The sequence below is a fragment of the Thiogranum sp. genome, assembly GCF_058323355.1.
Window position 1 is genome coordinate 43,090 of the sequence record NZ_JBTTIO010000020.1, and the last position, 16,277, is coordinate 59,366.

Consider the following 16,277-nt stretch of genomic DNA (forward strand, 5'->3'; position numbering starts at 1 on the left):
TTATATGATAAGTGATCAGGTTATCTTTCACATCTTTTAAGGATTTTCCCTATACCGCCATCGCCCCCCTCCCCGCTAGTCTGCACTGGCGTTGCCACGCATTAAAAACCCATCGGAGGAGAAAAAAATGGCTATGCAGACTTTCATTAAACGGGCAGGCGTTTGCGCGCTGGTCTCGGCACTGTCGCTGGCGGGACTGTCGTCTGTCGCGCAGGCGCACGAGAAAAAGCGCATCACGCTCATTCACCTTCAGGATGTACACGGCAACCTGACACCACACGCCGGTATCATCAAGACAGCGGACGGTGGTCAGCGCTATGTTACCCAGGGCGGTGGACTGGCAAAGACCAAGACCCTGATCAACGAAATACGCGCTGAAAACCCCAACAGCCTGCTGCTGGCGGTGGGTGACACCACCCACGGCACGGCAGAAACTATGTTTACGGTTGGCGATGCCATTATGCCGACGCTCAATACCTTCGGGATCGACGCCTACACGCCGGGTAACTGGGAGTTCGGTTACGGACCGGCGGTATTCCGCAACCGCTTTGCCAGCTTTGGCCCGAAACCGCCACTGCCAGCCAACATCCGCGTCATGTCGGATGCGTTCGATGGACCCGGTGTCACAGCCGCAACCTTCCCGACCATCGCGATCAATGTCTACAATGACACGGATACCGCACCGCTCCCGCCGCAGCTGCACAACAAGCGGGTACTGCCGCCCTACAAGATGTTTGACGTTGATGGCGTGCAGGTGGCAGTCATTGGTATTACCGCATCCATCGTTCCCCAGCAGGCCAGCGTGTTCAGTATCGGGCTGCGTTTCACCCAGGGCATCGAAGAGCTGCCCGGCATGATCGACGAAGTCCAGGGCCTCGGTGCTGACGTGATCGTCGTATTGTCTGAACTGGGGCTTTCCCAGAACCTCGCCATCGGGCAGCGTTTCGATGATGTGGATGTGGTGTTGTCTGCCCACACGCACGAAACCACACTCAAGGCACTGATCGCTGACGAACACGGTGTGCGCGCAGCGACAAGCCGGGATGCCATACAGCTGGACGATGACGCCACGATCGTGGTTGAAACCAATGAAGACCTGTACCTGGGGCGCCTGGACCTGAGCATCAGGGGTAATGAAGTCACCGGCTTCAGCTGGGAAGCCATTCCGGTTGATGACGATGTTGCGGAAGACCCGGCCACCAAGGCACTGGTCGATGCAGCCGAGGCACCGTTTATTGGTGACACGGTAGTCCGTCATACCTTCATGCCCGGCGGTTACTGCCCGGCCAACGACTGCGGTGACACTACCGTACGTGGCCTGCAGCTGACCGAAAGCCTGGACACGGTGGTCGGCTTCACTGAAACCGTGTTACACCGCGACAACGTACTGGAAGATGAAATCAACAACTTCATCGCTGACGCCATCTTTACGATCAGTAACCAGGTGGTACCGTCGGGCGTGGATCTTTCCATGACCAACGGTTTCCGCTTTGGCACCGCCATCCTGTCACCGGATGTTGTGGCGCCGGGCCAGACCTACAACGATGGACGCATGCCGGGCCAGATCACACTACGCGACCTGTTTGCGCTGTTCCCGATCTCACCGGCTGTTGCAGTGGCCGAGTTCTCCGGCAAGGTTATCGAGAATGATCTTGAGCGGGTGCTGACAGCCGTATTTGACCGCAACCCCTTCATGCAACGTGGCGGCTGGTATGTGGGTCTTTCCAACATGACGCAGAAGATCGATCTGGACAACCGCCCCTACAGCAGTTCGGACCGTCGCATCGTCGAAACCACCATCGGTGGCGAGAAACTGGATCCCAGCAAGCGCTACCTGTTTGCCTCCTGCTTCCCGCACGGCGATGCACTGGATCGTGTGTGCCGCACCAATGGCGGCACCAACCACCAGTTCTTTGAACTGGCCGATGCAGACGATTACACCAGCGGTATCAGCCTGGTAGGCCCCTTGAACACGACGGGCATCATTACCGGCCCGCGGGTCAAGCAGGTGGCGCCGGATCGCTTCGTACACGCGGTTCACCTGATGCGCCGTTACCTGGATTCCCTGCCGATGAACACGGTAACGGCATCCAGTGTGGCAACCGGCCGTATCCAGACCGTTGACTCACGAGTTGCAGGCAATCCGCCGGTTCCCGCACCGGTTTCCGCGATCGACCCGACGCTGATCCAGCCGCCTGAAGGGGCCGGACCGGCGTTCTTTGGTGGCGTTGGTGCAATCAATGTTGATAACGACTAGTCGGGCAACCGGAACTGCCTGAGCAGGTCCCGGGGAGAACCGGGTTAAAGGCGGCGCAGCAATGCGCCGCCTTTTTTATTCCCTGTTACCCTGCCTGTTTATTTACACGCCCGTAACAGGCACACTCTGCGCTTTCTGACCTACACTGCGATCTGCCACCATGAGCGAAGCGTTTACTCCACACAATGATCTCGAAACCCGTCTGGTATCCCTTCAGGAAGGCCGCCTTGACGGCAACAGCTTTATGCAGACCCTGCTGGATGAACAACTGTTCATGCCGGTCGAGGACGAAAAAAATGAAATCGAGGGTTTTCAGGCCTCATCGAAAGCCAAACCCCTGACACTGGAAACAGAAGACGGCCACACCGTGCTGATCCTGTTCACCAGCCCGGAACGCGCCAAACCTTTTGTCGCCAATGTGCCGGGCTATAGCGGTGGCCTGCTGGCCGAAGTCAGCTGGATACTGTCACGCGTCGGTGGCGGTATCGGCATCGCCATCAACCCCGGCCACGAGGTTGGCCTGGACCTGGATGAAGATATGGTCGCACAACTGATTCACCTGAACACCGCGCGCTCAACAGACGATCAGACCAGCAACTGAATACAGTTTGCCAGCTCATCCTCCGGAACCGGAAAGGTAAACATCCGGTAGAAACTGCACACACCCAGCAGGCACTCAAACTGGTGCGCGTATTCCTTCTCGTAGAACACGATCACCCTGGTGTCCGGCAAACGTTCGACCACGGACATCATGGACTCCAGTGAACTGGTACGATCCCGGAAGTCGGACTGAAAATTGAATTCTGCAACAATCACCGCAGGCTTCTTCTTTCTGATAGTAACCATGGCCTTGCGCATACGTGTCTCGGTCAGGACTTCATAGCCGGCTTTTCTGTACAATGGCCGGAAATCGGGGTATCCCCCCAGTTCGATAACACTCAGCAGCAAGGGTCTGGACATAGCCCGCTATTCTAGCGAAAACTCAAGTTTTTCGCCCGGATTCCACTATATTAGATGACGATTAGCTCACGGACGGGGGCCCTTGATGGCGTCGGGTGGTTTTTTCAGGAAATTTCGCATAACCCTGCTTTTGCTGGTGCTGTTTTTTGTCGGTATGAACAGCTGGCTGACCAGACTGCGCACCACGGACTGGGACGAGCCCCTGTGGGTGGCGGTATACCCAGTGAATGGCGATGACAGTTCCGCGGCCTCACGCTACATCAAAAGCCTGACAGTGGATACTTTCCAGTCTGTCGAGAAATTTCTGGCCCGTGAAGCCGGCCGCTACGATGTACGTATCGTCGAACCGGTAACCCTCAAGCTGGCGCCAGAAGTGACAGAACGCCCACCCCTGCCACCAGCCAACGCCAGCACACTTTCCATCATGCTGTGGAGCCTCAGGCTGCGTTACTGGGCCATGACACACAATAGCTACGATGGCCCCGAACCCGATGTACAAATGTTTGTGGTCTACTACGACCCGAAAACCCACAAACGCCTGAGACATTCACTGGGGCTTCAGAAGGGATTGATCGGTGTGGTCAATGCCTTTGCCAGCCCTGCACAGGCGAAGCGCAATAACGTCGTTATCGCCCACGAATTTCTGCACACGGTGGGCGCCAGCGACAAGTACGACCCGCAAAATAACCAGCCACTCTACCCGGATGGTTTTGCCGAACCGGAGCGTGACCCGGTCTATCCACAGAAATATGCCGAAATCATGGCCGGCCGGATTCCGGTTGCAAGCCATGATGCCATCATGCCGCGTTCACTGGCGGCCTGTGTGGTTGGCCCGAAAACCGCACGTGAAATACGCTGGATCGACTGATATCAGTATTGTTGTCAAACACGACAGGGAGATGATCATGAGCAAAACGCAGACTGGAACAAAAACGACCACCATCAGGCCCGACCGGAAAACAAAACCTGTGGCCAGCAAGGCATCCGACACGTTTGTAAAATGCCTGGAGTCGGAGGGCGTTACACACATTTTTGGCGTTCCCGGCGAAGAGAATGCCGACTTCATGATGTCTCTGATGGACAGCAATATCGAATTTGTCCTGTGCCGCCACGAACAGGCAGCCGCTTTTATCGCGGACGTCTACGGCCGGCTCACCGGCAAGGCCGGCGTCTGTCTCTCCACGCTGGGACCCGGCGCGACCAACCTGGTCACGGGTCTGGCCGACGCCAATATGGACAGGGCCCCGGTCGTCGCAATCATCGGTCAGGGTTCAACCCGGCGTCTGCACAAGGAAAGCCACCAGAACATGGATGCGATTGCCATGATGCGCCCCATCAGTAAATGGGCGCATTCTGTCGTCGACGCAGAGACCATTCCTGAAGTCGTACGCAAGGCCTTCAAGCTCGCCGAGGCGGAGAAACCCGGTGTAACCGTCATTGAACTGCCAGAGGATGTCGCCAGGCAGCAGGTCAGCTCGCAACCCATGCCGGTTCTGAAAACCCGGCGCCCGGGCGCCGACCACAAGGCGGTAAGCGAAGCCGTAAATGCGATTGTAGCCGCCAAACGCCCCATTATCCTTGCCGGCAACGGCGCCATCCGCAAGCGCGCCGCCTCGCAACTGCGGAGACTGGCTGAAAAAACCGGTATTCCGGTCGTCAATACCTTCATGGGCAAGGGCGCCATGCCGAAGGACAACAGGCACAGCCTGTTTACCATGGGTTTACAGGGCAAGGACCATATCAACCACGCCATGGACCAGGTCGACCTGGTCATCACCGTCGGCTACGACCTGGTGGAATACAGCCCGAGCTTCTGGAATGCCGACAAGGACAAGAAGGTTATTCATATCGATTTCCTGCCCGCAGAGATCGATTATCACTACACCGTCAGTGTGGATGTGGTCGGCGATATCGCCGACGCCCTGTGGCAGGTCAACATGGAGCTGGAACGTAACTACGCTGGCAAACTGCCGCTGCAGAACATCGATTCCTGGCAGAAATTGCGCAATGCCATCCTTGCCGATTTCGCCATGGAAAAAGACGATGCATCGTTTCCGATGAAGCCGCAGAAAATCCTCTGGGACGTGCGCGAGTTCCTCGCCCCGGACGATTACCTGCTGTCCGACGTCGGTGCGCACAAGATGTGGATTTCACGTTACTACCAGTGCCAGGAGGCCAACACCTGCCTTATCTCCAATGGCTTCTGCTCAATGGGCTTTGCGCTGCCCGGTGCAATCGGCGCCAAAATCGCCCAGCCCGAACACAAGGTGCTGGCCATCTGCGGTGACGCCGGTTTCATGATGAACGTACAGGATATGGAAACGGCCGTGCGCCTGAAACTGAACGTTGTATTCATGGTCTGGGAAGACGGCGAATACGGGCTGATTAAATGGAAGCAGCAGAACCAGTTCAACGGCCGCCATTCAAAACTGGATTTCGGCAATCCCCGCTGGGAACAACTGGCACAGTCATTCGGCATGTGGGGCAAGACGCTGACCAGCCCCGGGCAGCTCCTTCCTGCGCTGGAGGAAGCCTTCAAACAGGATGGGCCGGCACTGATTGCTGTGCCGGTGGATTATACCGAGAATGTCAAGCTGACCAAACGGCTTGGTGAAATCGAGTGTACGATCTGAACCGGTTTCATACAACCCGGTCATTGCCGCGCTACGCTCGCAATGACGCACCCTTACTCACCACACGTTTTTTTATCCCCCCGTCTTCAGGTAAGGTAGTGGCCTGAACACGGGGAGAGCAGCATGCGTGCTGAAAGCAACGAAAAACCGGGCGTCCGCGAGCAACACCTGCTACGGCGTCGAAACAATCCACTGTTTGACGAAATACGCCGCAAAGTCGCAAGTGAAGACCTGGCGACAGCGCGTCTCGATGACGGCCTTGAACTGGACCGCTTCATGAATGAGTTCCAGTCGCTGGTGCAGCGCGCCGTCGACCTGAAGGCAAATACCCCCAGTGAAACCGTGCTGGAAATCAAGGCGTCGCTGGACAAGGCCTACCAGCAGGCCTGCGCCCTGCCCGGCGACCAGAGCCGCATCAAGCAGGCCATAGGCCAGTTGGTGGATGCCATCATGCGTGCCATCCGTAGTGGCATCGGGGAAGATGCCGTTGCCAGGCAGGAGCTGGATGACGAGGAAACAGCACGACGTGCGCACTTCAGCCTGCAGGAACTGCCGCTGGTGTCCGCGCTGACCCACCCGGAGTCCCCGATCGGTGAAGACGAGTTAATCCCCTCGTTGCTCAGCGAACCGGACGAAACCCTCGTGCCCAGCCTGACCATTTTCGATGTCGAACAGCTATCGATTTTGTGCGAGGATGCGCGTGTATTCCTGTTGCAACGTGACCCGGACAGAACCCTGCACGATGCCTGGCTGCGACTGGAGCGTATGGAAGACATCCACCGCCAGATGCAGCAACCACAGCGAGGAGACCACTGAATGGAGAAACCGGTCAACCTGGAGCGCTGGTGCGAAGGCAGGGTTACCGAACTCAAACCCTGGACGGATCGCCTGTATTCGATTCGTGTTGATGCACCGGTCAATGACTTTACCGCCGGTCAGTTCAGCAAACTTGGACTTGTCATCGACGGGGAACTGGTCGGACGTCCCTACTCCTACGTTAACGCGCCCGATGAGCGCCCGCTGGAGTTCTATTTTATCACTGTACCGGGCGGGCCGCTGACACAACGACTGGTAACACTCAGGCCCGGCGACCCGATTTACGTTATGCGCAAGGCAGCGGGGTTTCTTTGCCTGAACGAAGTCCCGGACGCAAAACACCTGTGGATGCTGTCGACCGGTACCGCCATCGGCCCTTTCCTGTCGATCCTGAAAACGCCGGAACCCTGGAAACGTTTCGAGCGCATTGTGCTGGTACATGCGGTACGCACCGCCGAAGAACTTTCCTTTCAGGACACCATCCGCGCCATTGCTGAACAACATCCTGACCAGTTCATCCATATCCCCTTTGTCAGCCGGGAAGACACGGATTTTGCGATTCGCGACCGCATCCCCCATGCACTGGATTCCGGTACACTGGAGGCGCGTGCCGGCATCGACATCTCGCCGGAACAGTCGCAGGTGATGATCTGCGGCAACCCGGCCATGGTGAAAGATACCTCCGCAACGCTCAAGGCGCGCGGCCTGGAACGCAACCGGCGCCGCAAACCCGGGCATATCACGGTAGAGAACTACTGGTAACACTACCCCAGCAGCCAGGAGTTTTTTATAATGGCTTGTTTCCTGGCAAAGGTCCCCGACGATCTCCGCCCTGAAAGCCGTAAGTTCATGAATAATCAAAAGGTTAAAGGAAATTAACGATCATTCGCGCCAGCGCAGACTGTCAGACAAGGGAGTGCTTGAGGATCGGCGCCATCACCTCGACCGGCGTCGTGCAGACGGTGAGCATAGCGCCGGGCGCTATCGCTACCCCGGCTGGCAAGAGCAGAAGATCCAGTTCATCACCCGTTTCATTTTTCTCGCCCTGGGCATAGGCTTTTTCAACTTCACGGCGGGGATCATGCCGACGCTCTGGTCGACCGAGCAGATTAACATGGCCTATGCGGTTTATTTCATTGCCCAGGGAGCCATGTTCGTACATGCAGCAAAGGTCAATGTGTGTCCGTTGCGCTATCACCTCGCGATGTGGGTTGATATTGCCATCGTGAGCATCTCGGTCATGAATGACCCCTACCCCATTCCACCCTCGCTGCTGGTCTACATCATGGTGGTACTGGGCAATGGTATGCGCTACGGCATGCGACTGTTCGCCGAGTCGTTGATTGGCTGTTTTGGCGCCGCCATGATCGTACTGTCATTACGCTACATGTGGGGCAGTTCGGAACTTTCCGCCGGCCTGCTGTTCCTGAACCTGTTCGGCGGCATCATCCTGGTATATTCCTACGTACTGATGGGGCGCATTGAACACAGTCGTAACGAACTGGAACAGAGCAGTAATATCGACACCCTGACCGGGCTGCTGAACCGCCGCGCCCTTCAGGAAGTCGCCACCGCGATGTTCCAGCGGTTGCAGTGCAGCCAGCATAAATTTGTCCTGCTGTTTGCCGACCTGGACAAATTCAAGGACGTCAACGATGAACTGGGGCATGCGGCAGGCGACCTGGTGCTGCGTGAATTTGCCCGGATTGTGCGTCAATCTATCCGGGAACCGGACGTGGCTGCGCGTTTTGGTGGGGACGAGTTTGTTATCATCCTTGAAGACTCGACACTGGAACATGCCCGGTTAATTGCAGAGCGCATCCAGCAACAGGTCAACCAGTGGGCGACCGACAATGAAATTGATTTCAGCGTAACCTTCGGGCTTGGTGAAGCGCCCACCCACGGCGACAGTTTCGCCAACCTGCTGGAGCAGGTAGACCGGGCACTTTACCACTCGAAAACCACTCATACCGGTGGCGGTATCGCCATTGCCCGCCCGGCGGGCTAGCATACAGCATCGATATCACCCCGAGAACCGACAAAGCAGAAGACACACTATGGAACAAGAAGTTGATGTCGCCATTATCGGCGCAGGCAGCGCAGGACTCTATGCGCAAGGCCAGGTCAAACGCAAGACCGACAATTATGTCCTCATAGACGGCGGCGAACTGGGCACCACCTGCTCACGCGTGGGTTGTATGCCCTCCAAGGCGCTGATACAGGTTGCAGAAGACTTTCACCGTCGTTCAATTTTCCCCCGTGAAGGTATCGAGGGGGGTGATGGCCTGAGTGTGGAAGGCCCCGATGTCATGGAGCACGTACAGGATTTACGCGATATCTTTGTCGACAAGGTTCTGTCGACCACCACGGATGAAATGGGCGATGAGTTTATCCCGGAATATGCACAGTTCATTGAACCCGGTCTTCTGCAGGTTGGCGACCGACGCATTCGTGCCAAACGTATTGTCATCGCTTCCGGTTCAACGCCGATTGTCCCGAAACCCTGGAAAGCGTTTGGCGAGCGGGTACTGACCACCGATGAGATTTTCGAACTCGAGGATCTTCCGAAGTCACTGGCCGTTATCGGTCTCGGCGTTATCGGGCTGGAACTCGGCCAGGCATTCCACCGGCTTGGTGTCGAGGTAACCGGTATCGACCAGCTGCAAACCATCGGCCATCTCGATGACCCGGAAATCAATAAAACGGCCATCCAGGTTCTTGGCAAGGAAATGCCACTCTGGCTGGGAAAACCGGCCAGCATAGAGGAAGGGAGTGACGGGAAACTGCGCATCAGTGCGGGTGATAACTCGGTAGAAGTGGAGAAGGTTCTGCTGTGCATTGGCCGACGCCCCAACCTCGCCAGCTTGGCCATTGAAAAGGCCGGTGTCACACTTGACGAGCACGGCCTGCCGGACTACAACCCGAACACCCTGCAAATTGAGGACAAGCCCCTGTTCCTGGCGGGCGATGTCAATGGCGACCGCCCGCTTCTCCACGAGGCAGCGGATGAAGGTCGTATTGCCGGTATCAATGCCACGGCGGATTCCCCTGTTGCCTTCCGGCGCAAGACACCGCTGTACATCACCTTTTCGGATCCCAACATTGTCATGGTGGGCAAAAGCTGGTCGGAACTCGATCTCGCCAACACCCTGGTTGCCAGCGTTGCACTGGGCATGCTCGGACGGGCGCTGATTATGGGGCGCAACAAGGGGCAGTTAAGACTCTATGCCGACAAAACAACTGGCAAACTGCTGGGCGCCTCGATGATCGCACCACATGGCGAACACCTTGGGCACCTGCTCAACTGGTGTATTGAACAGGAGCTGACTGTCCTGCAGATGGTACGTATGCCTTTCTACCACCCGGTACTGGAAGAAGCGATTCAGCCGGGATTGCGTGAGCTGGTGGCCATGGGCGGCTTTGCCCCCGAAGGACTGCCCCCGGACCTGGAGCAACTGTAACCTTGTACAATACGGCCCGACAGCGACTGAAGCGGCTGCTTGACCTGCAACATTCGCAGTTGATGCGTAACAGTGCTATTGGTGTCGAGAAAGAAAGCCTGCGCGTCAACACCCAGGGCAGTATTGCCCGGACACCGCACCCGGAAAAACTGGGTTCCGCGCTGACCCATCCCTGGATCACCACCGACTTTTCCGAAGCGCTGGCGGAATTCATTACCCCGCCATTGCAACAGATCCGGGATGTGCTGGGTTTTCTCCGCGACACACAACAATATGTCTACCAGTGCCTCGACAATGAGTTCCTGTGGGCAACCAGTATGCCGTGCGTAGTGGATGGAGAGACCAGCATTCCCATTGCCAACTACGGCACATCAAACTCGGGCATGATGAAACACGTTTACCGCAAGGGACTCGGTTATCGCCATGGCTGTACCATGCAGGTCATCGCCGGTGTGCATTACAACTATTCTTTCCCGCCGGAGTTTTGGCCGATTTATGCGGAACTGGAAGGCAATACAATGCCCATGCAGGATTTTATTTCCGAATCCTACATGGCGCTTATTCGTAACCTGCAACGGTTTGGCTGGCTGATCCCCTACCTGTTCGGCGCCTCACCGGCAATTTGCAAATCCTTTATAGGCAACCGTGAAACCAGCCTGCAGACTTTCAATGAAAACACCTGCTACGAACCCTGGGCCACCTCGTTGCGCATGGGCGATATTGGTTACCAGAACAACCGTGAAAACGAAACCGGTATCAAGGCCAACTACGATAACCTGCAAAGTTACATTGATAGCCTGATCTGCGCCATCACCACGCCCTGCCCGGAGTTTGAGAAGATCGGGGTAAAAGTCAATGGTGAATGGCGTCAACTGAACGCCAATATTCTGCAGATTGAGAACGAATATTACAGCACCATCCGCCCCAAACAGATTGTCACCGGTAATGAAATGCCGTCTCTGGCACTACGCCGCCGGGGTGTCGCTTATGTTGAATTACGCTCACTCGATGTCAATGCCTTTGACCCGCTTGGCATCAACGAGCGACAGATGTATTTCCTGGAGTGCTTCCTGCTGTTCTGCCTGCTGCACGAAAGCCCGCCAATCAGCCACAGCGAGCGTCGGGCGATTGATGAAAACGAGCTGAAGACCGCGCACCAGGGGCGGGATCCCCAACTGAAACTGACACGTGACAATGAACCCGTCCTGCTCAGCCGTTGGGCAAGTGAACTGCTGTCCGAGATGGAGGGTGTGTGTGATCTGCTTGACAAGAGCACAGAAGGATCGCCTTACTGCAATGCCCTGGCGTCACAACAGAAAAAAGTCGAAAACCCTGAACTGACACCGTCCGCGCGGATGCTCCAGGAAATGCGTGACCGTGGCGAAGGCTTCTACCACTTCGCCAGGCGCATGTCGGAAATACACCATCACTTCTTCACCAACCTGCCCATGAAAGAAGAAAAACAGCGTTTTTACAGCGCGCTTGCAAGCAAGTCTGTCGAAGACCAGAAGGCCCGCGAGGCGGCCGATGTATTGAGCTTCGACGATTATCTGAAACAGTACTTTTCCCAGGTCTGAACCCGAATGCGCCAGAAAAGAACACTGATCCTTGCCTCCACGTCTCCGTTTCGCCGCGCCCTGCTGGAGAAATTGCAGATTCCGTTTGAAACCCTCTCATCCGAGGTTGACGAAACCCGCCTTGAAAATGAAAGCCCTCGTTCACTTGTAGTACGGCTCTCCGAAGCCAAGGCGCGTGCCGGCGCACAGGCTTTCCCTGACGCGCTGATTATCGGCTCGGACCAGGTCGCGGTATGTGGAGACGAAGTATTAGGAAAACCCGGTAACCATGAAAAAGCCTGCCAGCAGCTTGCACAGTTATCCGGACAGCGCGTCGACTTCCTTACCGGGTTGTGCCTGTATGATGCGACAAGTGGCGAGGCGCGCACGGATCTTGTGACCTATACAGTAACTTTCCGACAACTGTCTCCAGAACAGATCGATCGCTACCTGCGTGCAGAGCAGCCCTACAACTGCGCGGGAAGTTTCAAGTCCGAGGCGCTCGGTATCAGCCTGTTTGAAACCATGCAGGGCGACGATCCGAATGCACTGGTAGGTTTACCGTTGATACGGCTGGTGAGCTGGTTGAATGAAGCGGGTATCAGCATACCCTGATCAGGCCGAAGGCATATCCAGCAATTTATCGAAATTCGCAATACGCAGTATTTTCTCTACGTCAGGCCCCGCCCTGAGCAACAGCACCACTATTCTTCGCTAGAATAATTCAACTTCACCACCATCCAGAGAGTTTTGAACGACGGCCTTGTCCCTGCTGTCAATCCTGCTGTCAGCAAATGCGTCTATATCTGCCTTAAGGCCGGACAACACCTCGCTATCCGGTGCAGCGCAAAGGTCAACCAGTCGTTCCACCATTCCCTCGAGTTGATTCAGACGCTGAAGGTGAATCCCGGCAGCAGCCATGGACTGGGTAACCATGTCCTCAAACTGCATACAACGAACAGCATTCCCGACATCACTACTGATCGAATCACTGATTTTACCCAGGTGACCTATCTGCTCTGCCACAAAAAGGTTATATTTTTCAGAACGCGTGAATGCCTCATCGACGCGTTCCTTGCCAGCAATTGCCACATTCATATCTCGTGACGCCATTGCGCCGACTGTCTCACGAACCGCTGCGATTGCCTGCTTGCCGGCGTTTACACCAGCAATAATTTCCTCATTCAGCTTATTTGAGCGCATTGACAACTGGCGGACTTCATCAGCCACTACGGCAAAACCCCGGCCTGCCTCACCAGCCCGTGCGGCCTCAATAGCCGCGTTCAAGGCCAGCAGATTGGTCTGGTCGGCAATATTCTTGACGTCTTCCAGCAACCTGAATACACCATCCATGTGATCCACCATGTCATCGATTCGATGTACTGTCTCGACGGACTGTTTGCTGACATCAATCAGCGTATCGATAAAATTCTGCATCAGTTCACTTGCCTCAGTGAGAAAAGAATGCTGATTGCTGTCGCCGGAACCATATTCGATAATCCCGTGGATCATTTCCTCTTCACGCTGACTGCTGGCACCCAGGTTATGAAAACTGTCTGTAAGGTTCGCAATAGCGTCGCGCACGATATTGCTGACACGTTGTACTTCATCTCGCGTACCGTCAACCTCGCCCGCCAGGAGACTTTTTATCGGTGTGCATATCTCTCTCAATTCATCCACAGACACCGCATTGGTAGCGGTTTCGTTTTCATTTAGCGTCGCAATAGATACCCGGCGTCCAGCCCACACGATACCTGCCCCCCAGCTGGCGGCCAGCAACAGCAGTGTCAAGGCATCAACCTCACCCAGCCAGCCCAGGGCAGTCCCAGCCATAACAGCCAGCGTTCCCGCAATACCCGGGACAAGTGCGCGCAACCAGCTAAACTGAACGGGATTCAATGGTGTTTCTGACACGAGATAGCAACTCCTTTACTACACTACAATAACGCCCACTGGCCGGCGGGCTTTATCCTTTCAACAAAACTTTTTGTATACATCTGGCCATTTTCGACAGTGCCACCTGCTGTTCTGCGGCACCCAGCGCCACGGCCTCTCCGGGCATACCCCAGACAACACTGCTGGCTTCATCCTGAACAAGTGTATGCGCGCCGGCTTCGCGCATTTCCAGCATACCCTGGGCGCCGTCAGTTCCCATACCTGTCAGCAGCACAGATACCGCATTCGGTCCGACATTTTGTGCCACCGAACGAAACATGACATCGACACTGGGGCGATGCCTGTTGACCGGCGGGCCATCGCTTAATTTACATCGGAAACGTGCGCCATCGCGCACAACCAGCAGGTGACTGTCTCCGGGTGCTATATATACGTGCCCCGGCAGTATCTGCTCGCCATCCTCAGCCTGACTGACCGTCATTTGTGAGCAACGGTTCATGCGTTCAGAGAAAGGCCTGCTGAAAGCTTCCGGTATATGTTGACTTATGACTATTGCCGGACTGTCGGCCGGCATGACTTCCAGGACCTCACGTATTGCCTCAGTGCCTCCTGTTGAAGCACCAAGCGCAATGAGTTTGTCTGTGGTCCTGAAATGCTTTCCGCGTACAGCAGGCAATACTGCATCTGCGCTGTGGCGTTCTGCAACAGGCTTCAATTCCCTTACACGGGCTGTCGACGCAGTCTTGACCTTGGAGATGATTTCATCGGCATAGTCTCCGAGCGAATGCGCAATGTCCACAGTCGGCTTGGAAACAAAATCAACAGCACCGAGCTCCAGTGCATCCAGCGTGATATCGCTGCCCTTCTGCGTCAGTGTCGAGACCATCACTACCGGCATTGGACGCAGACGCATTAAATTGCGCAGGAAGGTAACGCCGTCCATTTTTGGCATTTCAACATCCAGCGTCAAAACATCCGGCTTCAGTTGCTTGATCTTCTCCCGCGCCATAATCGGGTCCTGGGCTGTCCCGACGACCTCGATAGCGGGATCTTTTTCAAGCATTTCTGTCAGAATCTTGCGTATCAGTGCCGAGTCATCAACAACCAGCACGCGGATTTTCTGTTTATCTTTTTTCAGTGTTGAACCTGACATAAACAATAATTCCTAGAACAACTCGACATCGCCTTCGATATGCTGGTGACTGACTTTCTCACGGTAGGCGCGTTCCCGGGCAATGACTTCCTGGCTGCGCAGTTTCTTTACCCGAACCCTTCCGCTCGCAGGGAAATACACGACCCGCCTTGGCGACTCCCCTCCCAGGTCTGAACCGGCTACTGTCAATCCATCCTTGGCGATATATTCCAGGGCAAAATCAATATTGCGTTTACCCACATCGCTGTCCATGGCGGCTATGACACGCCCCCCGCCAACCAGTTTGACTTCAAGATTATCCCGACGTCCACCAGCCTTGAGGATCTCATTGATCAGCTGTTCCATGGCATAGGAACCATAGCGTGCCGCCTCGGTCAGGTCACCGGCATGAACCTGTTTGTGCCCCGCGGCTTCGGGCAACATGAAATGATTCATACCTCCAACACCAAATACCCGGTCGCGAATACAGGCGGATACGCAGGAACCCAGTGAAGTGATAACGGCTTCATCCGCGCACGTCACATAATATTCGCCCGGCAGAATTTTTGCCGCGAAACAGTTATGTGCCCGATCCCAGTAGCGGCGTATGTGCTCGAATCCACGCAGTACGGGTGCCTGCTCCTGACCGGCCGGAAGCGGGCGCTGCTGGAAAACCATGCTTACCCGACCTTCCTGTAGATTGTTTTACCGATCAGTTCGAACCGGTCGGACAGATTGTGCATGGTTTCAGAGTGCCCAAGAAACAGGTAACCCCCACCAGTCAACATGTCGGCGTAACGGTTAAACAATTGCTTCTGGGTTGGCTTGTCGAAATAAATTACCACGTTGCGACAGAAGATAATGTCGAATGGACCCCGCATCGGCCAGTCGTGCATCAGGTTAAGTTGTTTGAAAGTAATGATATCCTGCAGCGAATCCTTCACCTGGACTTCACTACCCCCCGGAAGAGGGTGAAACCATTTCCTGGCACGTGCAGCAGAAAGTCCTTCTATGCGTTTCACGGCGTACCTTCCTTCGCGGGCTGTTTCAACAACATTGGAGTCCAGGTCTGTGGCAAGCAGTTTTGTATCCCATGATGTACTGACAACAGGCGATTCAGACAGCGTTATGGCAATAGAGTAAGGCTCCTCACCAGTCGAACAACCCGCAGACCAGACACGCACACGCCGATCGCGGTGGTGACGTCGTGCGATTTCCGGAAGTGCGGTCTTCGCAAGGAATTCAAAATGGTGAGGCTCACGGAAGAATGCGGTCAGGTTAGTGGTAAGTGCATTGATAAAATGCACCATCTCACTTTCACCCTTGTCTGAATTCACATAGGCCAGGTAGTCAGCGAAACGGGACATCTGCAGATTGCGCAGGCGTCGCGCCAGACGCCCATAGGCGAGATCCGCTTTCCCGTCATTGAGGGAGATACCGGCCTGCTCATAGAGTGTTTTCCGCACTGTCTCGAAATCGGACGAGGTAAATTCAAATTCCCTTTCGCGTTGCGGGTGTGATCTGGCCAGCATGAGCCACGTAATTCCTTATGTCAGGTGAATGCCG

The 16,277-nt window shown here is 55.5% G+C and carries 15 protein-coding genes; 10 read left to right on the forward strand and 5 right to left on the reverse strand.

The window, feature by feature from the left end:
• Window positions 1–127: 127 nt before the first annotated feature.
• Both ACW81B_RS03555 and ACW81B_RS03560 read left to right on the forward strand, forming a co-directional pair.
• The gene (locus ACW81B_RS03555; RefSeq protein ID WP_491578835.1) at window positions 128–2,257 is read left to right on the forward strand and encodes a bifunctional metallophosphatase/5'-nucleotidase; all 2,130 of its coding nucleotides are present in this window, start codon (window positions 128–130) and stop codon (window positions 2,255–2,257) included.
• 160 nt (window positions 2,258–2,417) lie between these two features.
• Window positions 2,418–2,858 (forward strand): SseB family protein, encoded by a 441-nt coding sequence (locus ACW81B_RS03560; protein ID WP_491578836.1) that lies wholly within the window; start codon window positions 2,418–2,420, stop codon window positions 2,856–2,858.
• On the opposite strand, the gene ACW81B_RS03565 is transcribed toward ACW81B_RS03560, so the two are convergent.
• Window positions 2,843–3,217, reverse strand: a complete 375-nt coding sequence (locus ACW81B_RS03565) for a hypothetical protein (protein ID WP_491578837.1) — start codon at window positions 3,215–3,217, stop codon at window positions 2,843–2,845. The two genes, ACW81B_RS03560 and ACW81B_RS03565, sit on opposite strands and share 16 nt — an antisense overlap.
• A gap of 82 nt (window positions 3,218–3,299) precedes the next feature.
• On the opposite strand from ACW81B_RS03565, the gene ACW81B_RS03570 reads away from it, so the two are divergent.
• The 8 genes from ACW81B_RS03570 (at window position 3,300) to ACW81B_RS03605 (ending at window position 12,298) form a co-directional block, all read left to right on the forward strand.
• The gene (locus tag ACW81B_RS03570; protein WP_491578838.1) at window positions 3,300–4,085 is read left to right on the forward strand and encodes a hypothetical protein; all 786 of its coding nucleotides are present in this window, start codon (window positions 3,300–3,302) and stop codon (window positions 4,083–4,085) included.
• Window positions 4,086–4,122: 37 nt separating this feature from the next.
• Window positions 4,123–5,850, forward strand: coding sequence for an acetolactate synthase large subunit (locus ACW81B_RS03575; RefSeq protein ID WP_491578839.1), 1,728 nt, complete (start codon window positions 4,123–4,125; stop codon window positions 5,848–5,850).
• Between the two features lie 123 nt (window positions 5,851–5,973).
• On the forward strand, window positions 5,974–6,666 hold the full coding sequence (locus ACW81B_RS03580) for a hypothetical protein (RefSeq protein ID WP_491578840.1): 693 nt from the start codon (window positions 5,974–5,976) through the stop codon (window positions 6,664–6,666).
• A complete protein-coding gene (locus tag ACW81B_RS03585) occupies window positions 6,667–7,428 on the forward strand; it encodes a ferredoxin--NADP reductase (RefSeq protein WP_491578841.1) in 762 nt (253 codons plus the stop codon).
• Between the two features lie 154 nt (window positions 7,429–7,582).
• A complete protein-coding gene (locus tag ACW81B_RS03590) occupies window positions 7,583–8,674 on the forward strand; it encodes a GGDEF domain-containing protein (RefSeq protein ID WP_491578842.1) in 1,092 nt (363 codons plus the stop codon).
• A 49-nt stretch (window positions 8,675–8,723) separates the two neighbouring features.
• On the forward strand, window positions 8,724–10,127 hold the full coding sequence (locus ACW81B_RS03595) for a dihydrolipoyl dehydrogenase (RefSeq protein WP_491578843.1): 1,404 nt from the start codon (window positions 8,724–8,726) through the stop codon (window positions 10,125–10,127).
• A gap of 2 nt (window positions 10,128–10,129) precedes the next feature.
• On the forward strand, window positions 10,130–11,704 hold the full coding sequence (gene gshA, locus ACW81B_RS03600; protein WP_491578844.1) for a glutamate--cysteine ligase: 1,575 nt from the start codon (window positions 10,130–10,132) through the stop codon (window positions 11,702–11,704).
• 6 nt (window positions 11,705–11,710) lie between these two features.
• On the forward strand, window positions 11,711–12,298 hold the full coding sequence (locus ACW81B_RS03605) for a Maf family protein (protein WP_491578845.1): 588 nt from the start codon (window positions 11,711–11,713) through the stop codon (window positions 12,296–12,298).
• A gap of 99 nt (window positions 12,299–12,397) precedes the next feature.
• Here the strand turns inward: ACW81B_RS03605 and ACW81B_RS03610 are convergent, their stop codons facing one another.
• The 4 genes from ACW81B_RS03610 to ACW81B_RS03625 form a co-directional block, all read right to left on the reverse strand.
• Window positions 12,398–13,516, reverse strand: coding sequence for a methyl-accepting chemotaxis protein (locus tag ACW81B_RS03610; RefSeq protein WP_491578846.1), 1,119 nt, complete (start codon window positions 13,514–13,516; stop codon window positions 12,398–12,400).
• 133 nt (window positions 13,517–13,649) lie between these two features.
• Entirely contained in the window at window positions 13,650–14,717 is a 1,068-nt protein-coding gene (locus tag ACW81B_RS03615; protein WP_491578906.1) for a protein-glutamate methylesterase/protein-glutamine glutaminase, read from the reverse strand.
• Window positions 14,718–14,744: 27 nt separating this feature from the next.
• On the reverse strand, window positions 14,745–15,389 hold the full coding sequence (gene cheD / locus ACW81B_RS03620; protein ID WP_491578847.1) for a chemoreceptor glutamine deamidase CheD: 645 nt from the start codon (window positions 15,387–15,389) through the stop codon (window positions 14,745–14,747).
• Window positions 15,390–15,391: 2 nt separating this feature from the next.
• The gene (locus tag ACW81B_RS03625; protein ID WP_491578848.1) at window positions 15,392–16,243 is read right to left on the reverse strand and encodes a CheR family methyltransferase; all 852 of its coding nucleotides are present in this window, start codon (window positions 16,241–16,243) and stop codon (window positions 15,392–15,394) included.
• Window positions 16,244–16,277: the final 34 nt, after the last annotated feature.

Excerpts from the sequence above, each read along its gene's own strand:
- ACW81B_RS03575 (WP_491578839.1), top strand. The coding sequence starts at position 4,123 with ATGAGCAAAACGCAGACTGGAACAAAAACGACCACCATCAGGCCCGAC.
- ACW81B_RS03560 (WP_491578836.1), top strand. The coding sequence starts at position 2,418 with ATGAGCGAAGCGTTTACTCCACACAATGATCTCGAAACCCGTCTGGTA.
- ACW81B_RS03565 (WP_491578837.1), bottom strand. The coding sequence starts at position 3,217 with ATGTCCAGACCCTTGCTGCTGAGTGTTATCGAACTGGGGGGATACCCC.
- ACW81B_RS03580 (WP_491578840.1), top strand. The coding sequence starts at position 5,974 with ATGCGTGCTGAAAGCAACGAAAAACCGGGCGTCCGCGAGCAACACCTG.
- ACW81B_RS03605 (WP_491578845.1), top strand. The coding sequence starts at position 11,711 with ATGCGCCAGAAAAGAACACTGATCCTTGCCTCCACGTCTCCGTTTCGC.
- ACW81B_RS03585 (WP_491578841.1), top strand. The coding sequence starts at position 6,667 with ATGGAGAAACCGGTCAACCTGGAGCGCTGGTGCGAAGGCAGGGTTACC.
- ACW81B_RS03625 (WP_491578848.1), bottom strand. The coding sequence starts at position 16,243 with ATGCTGGCCAGATCACACCCGCAACGCGAAAGGGAATTTGAATTTACC.
- ACW81B_RS03595 (WP_491578843.1), top strand. The coding sequence starts at position 8,724 with ATGGAACAAGAAGTTGATGTCGCCATTATCGGCGCAGGCAGCGCAGGA.
- cheD (WP_491578847.1), bottom strand. The coding sequence starts at position 15,389 with ATGGTTTTCCAGCAGCGCCCGCTTCCGGCCGGTCAGGAGCAGGCACCC.
- ACW81B_RS03555 (WP_491578835.1), top strand. The coding sequence starts at position 128 with ATGGCTATGCAGACTTTCATTAAACGGGCAGGCGTTTGCGCGCTGGTC.
- ACW81B_RS03610 (WP_491578846.1), bottom strand. The coding sequence starts at position 13,516 with ATGGCTGGGACTGCCCTGGGCTGGCTGGGTGAGGTTGATGCCTTGACA.